Genomic DNA, 6,580 nt, shown 5'->3' with positions numbered 1-6,580 from the left:
GCCGCGATCACGGTTGGTACCCCCCCGGGGTGTGTTCCCCGGGGGGGGGTTCCTCAACCGGGGGGCCCCCCCCGGGGGGGGCGGGGGGCGCGCCCCCGGGGCCACCCGTTTTCGCACCAGGTCACTCCCCGCCGCGGCGGGCCTCCACCTCGCGGCGGAGTTCGCGCAGGTCCCGCATGGCCTGCACGGCGTGCGCGCCGTCGGTGGACTGGATCGCCATCACCGAGGCGTACTCGTCCTGCGGCAGTTCCAACCGCGCCCACGCGGCGCCGTCCGGGAAGCTGACGGCCTGCACCTCGTCCCACGAGTAGCGCTGGGTGCCGATCACGTTGCGCACCTCCAGCCCGGACAGGTCGGCGCGCAGCCGCGGCCGCGCCAGCAGCAGCGCCCCGCAGGCCAGCAGCACGCCCAGCCCGGCCATCGCGATCTGGTCCGACACCCGGAAGTACACGCCGGTCGGGGTGTTGCGCAGCAGCACCGCCACCACGGCGAACACGACCACCAGCACCACGGCCACCGGGATCACCACCCGGCGGATCTTGATCGGCCGCACCACCACGGGCCGGACCGCGTCCGAGGACTCCACCGCGTCCCCACCTCCCGCCGGTTCCGGACCGGCCACCTCGTCCCGAGCCTCAGCTGACTGCATGCGTCCAGTTTGCCCGGTAGCGCGGCGCACCCCGCGACAGCCCTCCGGACGCGGGTCAGCGGGCGCGCAGGTCGCGCAGCACCAGCGCGGTCTCCAGAGCGGCCGCGGTCGCCTCGAAGCCCTTGTCCTCGACCGATTCCGGGAACCCGGCCCGGTCCCGGGCCTGCTGGTCGGTGTCGCAGGTGAGCAGTCCGTTGCCGACCGCCGTCGACTCGTCCAGCGCCACCCGGGTCAGCCCGGCGGTCACCGAGTCGCAGACGTACTCGAAGTGCGGGGTGCCGCCGCGGATGACGACGCCGAGCGCCACCACCGCGTCGTGCCCGCGCGCCAGTTCCTGGCACACCACCGGGAGTTCGATCGAACCCGGCACCCGCACCACGGTCGGTTCCGCGATGCCCGCCTCGTGGGCGGCGGCGAGCGCGCGCTCCAGCATCCGGCCGGTGATCTTCTCGTGCCAGCGGATGCTCGCGATCGCCAGCTTCAGCCCGTCGGCCCGCGGGACCTCGACGCGGGGCCTGCCTTCGCCGCTCATGCGATGACCCCCGGCCTGCCGAAGCCGGTCTCGTCGCCGTCGCCGGTGATCGAGGAGTCCTCGCCGTCGTCGAGGTGGTTCAACTCGTGCCCCATCCGGTCCCGCTTGGTGCGCAGGTAGCGCAGGTTCTCCGGGTTCGGGCGGATCGGCAGGGCCTCCCGGCCCAGCACCCGCAGGCCGTAGCCCTCCAGCCCGATCCGCTTCTCCGGATTGTTCGTCAGCAGTCGCATCGACTTCACGCCCAGGTCGCAGAGGATCTGCGCGCCCTGGCCGTAGTCGCGGCTGTCCACCGGCATCCCCAGCGCCACGTTCGCGTCGACGGTGTCGGCGCCGTCGTCCTGCAGCTGGTAGGCCTGCAACTTGTGGATCAGGCCGATGCCGCGGCCCTCGTGGCCGCGCATGTAGAGCACGATGCCGCGGCCCTCGGCGGCGACCTTCTCCATCGCCGCGGACAGCTGCGGGCCGCAGTCGCAGCGCAGCGAGCCGAGCACGTCCCCGGTCAGGCACTCCGAGTGCACCCGCACCAGCACGTCCTCGCCGTCGCCGATCTCGCCGTAGACCAGCGCCAGGTGCTCGATGCCGTCGAGGGTGCTGTCGTAGCCGAAGGTGCGGAAGGTGCCGTGCGCGGTGGGGATGCGCGCCTCGGCGACCCGCTCGACCTGCTTCTCGAACCGCCTGCGGTAGGCGATGAGGTCGGCGATGGTGATCAGCCGCAGGTCGTGCTCGTCGGCGAAGACCTCCAGCTCGTCGCGGCGGGCCATGTCGCCCTCGGACTTCTGGCTGACGATCTCGCACAGCGCGCCCACCGGCCGCAGCCCGGCGAGCCGGGACAGGTCGACGCTCGCCTCGGTGTGCCCGGGCCTGCGCAGCACGCCGCCGTCGCGGGCGCGCAGCGGCACCACGTGCCCCGGCCGGTGCAGGTCGGCGGCCCGCGAACCGGCGTCCGCGAGGACCTGCAGGGTGCGGGCCCGGTCGCTGGCGGAGATGCCGGTGCTGACGCCTTCGGCCGCGTCGACGGCGACCGTGTAGGCGGTGCCCTTGCGGTCCTGGTTGGAGTGGTACATCGGCGGGAGGTCCAGCCGGTCGCAGTCCTCGCCGGTCATGCCGACGCACAGGTAGCCGGACGTGTAGCGCACCATGAACGCCACGAGTTCCGGCGTCGCCTTCTCGGCGGCGAAGATCAGATCGCCTTCGTTCTCGCGATCCTCGTCATCGACCACGATCACCGGGCGGCCCGCCGCGATGTCGGCCAGGGCGCGCTCGATGTCGTCGAACCTGTTGCTCACCGTGTCCCGTGCTCTTTCGCTCTGGGGCTGCGGCGCACCACCGGTGCGCCCGCCCTCGGTTCGGGCTGCCGGGCGGCTGTGCGTTCCCGGCACCGTCATTGTCCTCTCGCCTGCCGGGCTCCGGCCGCCGATCGGGCGGTCAGGACCCGTCCGCTCCGGTGCGGGGCCGGTCGAGCTGCGCGGCGGCGAGCCGTTCCAGGTGCTTGGCCAGCACGTCCACCTCGATGTTGACCTCTTCACCCGGTCGGCGCACCCCCAGAGTGGTGAGTTCCCGTGTGGTGGGAATCAGCGCCACGCTGAACTCGGTGCGTCCCGCTCCGACCACGGTGAGCGATACCCCGTCCACCGTGATCGAGCCCTTCTCCACCAGGTAGTGCGACAGACCGGCCGGCAGCTCGAAGCGGGTCAGGTCGCCGTCGGACTCCAGCAGCACGGCCGTGCCGTCCACGTGGCCCTGCACGATGTGCCCGCCGAGCCGGTCACCGAGCGCCATCGCGCGCTCCAGGTTCACCCGGTCGCCCGCGGTGATGTGCCGGATCGCGGAGCGGCGCACCGTCTCGGCCACCACGTCCACGGTGAACCGGCCGGCGCCGGAATCCACCACGGTCAGGCACACGCCGTTCACGGCGATCGAGTCGCCGTGCTTCGCGTCGGAGGTCACCAGCGGTCCTTCGACGGTCAGCCGCACCCCGTCGCCGTCCTCCTCGACGGACGTGACCGTGCCGAGCTCCTCGACGATGCCGGTGAACATGCTCTTCCTCCTCAGCGGCCGGTGGGCACGGCGCTGACGCGCACGTCCGGTCCGCTCATCGTGGTCTCTTCGATGTCCCACCACCATGCTTGGGAGACGCTCGCCACCCCGGCGTCGCCGAGCGCGGCGGGACCGGCGCCGAGCAGCGCGGGGGCCAGGTAGGCCAGCACGCGGTCGACGCACCCGGCGGCGACGAACGCCCCGGCCAGCGTCGGCCCGCCCTCCAGCAGCACGTCCACCACGCCGCGCCGGCCCAGCTCGGCCAGCACCGCCGCCGGGTCCCCGCCGGGCAGCCGGATCGTGGCGGCCGAGTCGTCGAAGACGCGCGCCCCGGCGGGCACCTCGCGGTCGCCGACGACGACGCGCAGCGGCTGGTGCGGGCGCAGGCCGCCGTCGGCTTCGCGGGCGGTCAGCTGCGGGTCGTCGGCGAGGACGGTGCCGGTGCCGGCGAGGATCGCGTCGACCTTGCCGCGCAGCTCGTGCACCTCGGCGCGCGAGGTCGCCGAGCTGATCCACTTGCTGGTGCCGTCGGCGGCGGCCGACCGGCCGTCCAGGCTCGCCGCGTACTTCCAGGTGACGTGCGGGCGGCCGGTGCGGGCGAAGTGCAGCCAGGCCCGCAGCGGGCCGCGCGCGATCTGCTCGCCGAGCAGGCCGGATTCGACGCGGACCCCGGCGGCGCGCAGCACTTCGGCGCCGCCCGCGGCCTGCGGGTTCGGATCGGCCACGGCGTGCACCACCCGCGCCACTCCGGCCGCGAGCAGCGCCGTGGTGCACGGCGCGGTGCGGCCGGTGTGCGCGCACGGTTCCAGGGTCACCACGGCGGTGCCGCCGCGGGCGCGGTCCCCGGCGGCGCGCAGCGCCATCACCTCGGCGTGCGGCCCGCCGGGCGGCTGGGTCGCGCCGGTCCCGGCGACGGCGCCGTCGGCGTCGAGCACCACGCAGCCCACCGGCGGGTTCGGGCTGGTGCTGCCGCGGACGCGTTCGCTCGCGGCGAGCGCCGCGAACATCGCGGCGCGCACCGGGTCCGCGGTCGCGGCGGTCACTTCCGGGCGTGCGCGAAGTTCGGGGCGGCCTGGGCGCGCAGCGCCTCCACCGCGCGGGCCGGGTCGTCGGCGCCGTAGACGGCGGAACCCGCGACGAAGCAGTCGACCCCGGCTTCCGCGGCCTGCTCGATGGTGTCGGCGTTGATGCCGCCGTCGATCTCCACGATGAGGTTCAGGTGCCCGGTGTCGACGAGGTTGCGGGCGGCGCGGGCCTTCTCCAGCACCTCGGTGATGAACTTCTGGCCGCCGAAACCGGGCTCGACGGACATCACCAGCAGCGTGTCGTAGTGCTTGAGCACTTCGACGTACTGGTCGAACGGCGTGCCCGGCTTGATCGACAGCCCGGCCTTGGCGCCGGCCGCGCGCAGATCCGCGGCGATCTTCACCGGGTCCTGGGCGGCTTCGGCGTGCACGGTGACGTTGTGCGCGCCCGCTTCGGCGTAGCCGATCGCCCAGCGGTCCGGGTCCTCGATCATCAGGTGGCAGTCCAGCGGGATGTCGGTGGCCTTGAGCAGCGACTCGACGACCGGGAGCCCGAGGGTCAGGTTCGGCACGAAGTGCGCGTCCATCACGTCGACGTGCACCCAGTCGGCGCCCTTGACGGCGTCGAGCTCGGTGGCGAGGCGGGCGAAGTCCGCGGACAGGATGGAGGGCGCGATCATCGGCTGGTTCGACACATGCGGGAGTGTAAATCTCACCCGCCCACCGCCCGCGCCCGCGTCGACCCGACGAGGTGAACCGCCCGCGCGCCCAGGTGAACGGGCGGGCGGTGCCCCGGCCAGCGGCTCAGGAGCGCCCGGCGGCCCGGCGGCGCAGGACGTAGTAGGCGACGCAGAGCAGGGCGAGGAACGGCACCCCCGCCTTCCACGCGGTGTCGAACTGCTCGGTGAACGGCGTCGTCAGCAGCACCGCCGCCACGAACAGCATCGCCAGCACCGTCGTCACCGGTGCGCCCGCCAGCCGCACCGGCGAATCCGGCAGCCCCGCGGCGACCCGGCGCCGCCGGAACGCCAGGTGGCTGGCGAAGATGAGCAGCCAGGTGATCAGCGCGCCGAACAGCGCCAGCCCCAGCAGCAGCGGGAACGCGGTGGACTCGGCGAACACCGAGATGCCCGCTGCCAGCACCAGCCCGCCCGCGGACAGCAGCAGCGCCCGCTGCGGCGCGCCGTGGCGGCTCAGCCCGGCGAACCACTTCGGCGCGTAGCCGTCCTGGGCGAGCGAGTAGGTCATCCGCGCCGTCACGTACAGGTTGGTGTTCATCGCGGACAGCGCCGCGGTGAGCACCACGAAGTTCATGACGCCCGCGGCGGCGGGGATCCCGGCGGTCGCGAACAGCGCCACGAACGGGCTCTGCGTCACGTCCTCCTCGGTGGACACCTGGTTCCACGGCAGGATCGAGACGACCACCAGCATGCCCAGCACGTAGAACAACCCGAGCCGCAGCACCATGTTCCGCGCCGCCCGCGGCACGTCGCGGCCCGGGTTCCGCGACTCGGACGCGGTGACGGCGACGGCCTCGGTGCCCAGGTAGGAGAAGGTGACCACGGTCAGCGCCAGCCACACCGCACCGATCCCGTTCGGCAGGAACCCGTCGTGCTCGGTGAGCGCACCGACGCCGGTGGCCGGGCGGCCGGGCAGGCCGAACACGATGTAGGTGATGCCGAGCAGCACGAACACGACGATCGTGACGACCTTGATCAGCGCGAACCAGTACTCGAACTCGCCGAAGAACCGCACGGCCGAGGCGTTGATCGCCAGCATGACCAGCGAGAACACCACGACGGGCAGCCACAGCGGCAGCTGCGGGTACCAGAACTGCACGTAGAGCCCGGCGGCGACGACCTCGCTGCCGATGTTGACGACCTGCGCGGCCCAGTAGATCCACCGCTGCACGAATCCGGCGAGGCCGCCGAGGTAGCGCTGCGCGATGGGCCCGAACCCGCCGGCCTCGGGGTGCACGACGACCATCTCGGCGAGCGCGTAGGCCAGGGCGAGCGCGGCGAAGGCGGCCACCGCGTAGGCGATGATCACGGCCGGGCCCGCGATGTTGATGGCGAGTCCGGAGCCGAGGAACAGCCCGGTGCCGATCGCGCCACCGATGGCGATCATGCCGACCTGCCGGCCGCTCAGGTCGCGGCGCAGCCCGCCGCCGTCCGCAGCCCGCTCCGGGTCCGTTCCCGCTGGTTCCAACTCGCCGCCTCCTCGACTGGCGCGCACTCGCGCGCACAGCACCCTAGCGACGCCGAACCCGGAAGCACGCGACAGTCTCCCCCACCACGGCGCTCCCCCGGCCCGAATGCCCTGCCCGCCCACCCGAGC

Annotated in this window: 7 protein-coding genes; all 7 read right to left on the bottom strand. The window is 73.4% G+C overall.

Annotated elements, in window-relative coordinates:
* Window positions 1-121: 121 nt before the first annotated feature.
* Window positions 122-649 (bottom strand): PH domain-containing protein, encoded by a 528-nt coding sequence (locus LCD33_RS25870; RefSeq protein WP_224957718.1) that lies wholly within the window; start codon window positions 647-649, stop codon window positions 122-124.
* Between the two features lie 55 nt (window positions 650-704).
* Complete coding sequence (ribH, locus tag LCD33_RS25865) at window positions 705-1,181, bottom strand: 6,7-dimethyl-8-ribityllumazine synthase (protein WP_224957720.1); 477 nt, start codon at window positions 1,179-1,181, stop codon at window positions 705-707.
* Window positions 1,178-2,467 (bottom strand): bifunctional 3,4-dihydroxy-2-butanone-4-phosphate synthase/GTP cyclohydrolase II, encoded by a 1,290-nt coding sequence (locus LCD33_RS25860; protein ID WP_224957721.1) that lies wholly within the window; start codon window positions 2,465-2,467, stop codon window positions 1,178-1,180. Before LCD33_RS25860 ends, ribH begins: the two co-directional genes overlap by 4 nt.
* A gap of 139 nt (window positions 2,468-2,606) precedes the next feature.
* Complete coding sequence (locus LCD33_RS25855) at window positions 2,607-3,218, bottom strand: riboflavin synthase (RefSeq protein ID WP_224957722.1); 612 nt, start codon at window positions 3,216-3,218, stop codon at window positions 2,607-2,609.
* Window positions 3,219-3,229: 11 nt separating this feature from the next.
* On the bottom strand, window positions 3,230-4,225 hold the full coding sequence (gene ribD / locus LCD33_RS25850; RefSeq protein WP_224957728.1) for a bifunctional diaminohydroxyphosphoribosylaminopyrimidine deaminase/5-amino-6-(5-phosphoribosylamino)uracil reductase RibD: 996 nt from the start codon (window positions 4,223-4,225) through the stop codon (window positions 3,230-3,232).
* Between the two features lie 32 nt (window positions 4,226-4,257).
* Window positions 4,258-4,923 (bottom strand): ribulose-phosphate 3-epimerase, encoded by a 666-nt coding sequence (gene rpe, locus LCD33_RS25845; RefSeq protein ID WP_224957729.1) that lies wholly within the window; start codon window positions 4,921-4,923, stop codon window positions 4,258-4,260.
* Window positions 4,924-5,047: 124 nt separating this feature from the next.
* Complete coding sequence (locus tag LCD33_RS25840; protein ID WP_224978372.1) at window positions 5,048-6,451, bottom strand: amino acid permease; 1,404 nt, start codon at window positions 6,449-6,451, stop codon at window positions 5,048-5,050.
* Window positions 6,452-6,580: the final 129 nt, after the last annotated feature.

The organism is Saccharopolyspora sp. 7B, from assembly GCF_020177435.1.
Taxonomy (GTDB): Bacteria; Actinomycetota; Actinomycetes; order Mycobacteriales; family Pseudonocardiaceae; genus Saccharopolyspora_C; species Saccharopolyspora_C gregorii.
This window is presented reverse-complemented; position numbering and strand designations above follow the sequence as displayed.

What these genes read in the sequence shown, in the direction of transcription:
- rpe (WP_224957729.1), bottom strand. Translation starts at nt 4,923, where the DNA reads ATGATCGCGCCCTCCATCCTGTCCGCGGACTTCGCCCGCCTCGCCACC.
- LCD33_RS25870 (WP_224957718.1), bottom strand. Translation starts at nt 649, where the DNA reads ATGCAGTCAGCTGAGGCTCGGGACGAGGTGGCCGGTCCGGAACCGGCG.
- ribH (WP_224957720.1), bottom strand. Translation starts at nt 1,181, where the DNA reads ATGAGCGGCGAAGGCAGGCCCCGCGTCGAGGTCCCGCGGGCCGACGGG.
- LCD33_RS25855 (WP_224957722.1), bottom strand. Translation starts at nt 3,218, where the DNA reads ATGTTCACCGGCATCGTCGAGGAGCTCGGCACGGTCACGTCCGTCGAG.
- ribD (WP_224957728.1), bottom strand. Translation starts at nt 4,225, where the DNA reads ATGTTCGCGGCGCTCGCCGCGAGCGAACGCGTCCGCGGCAGCACCAGC.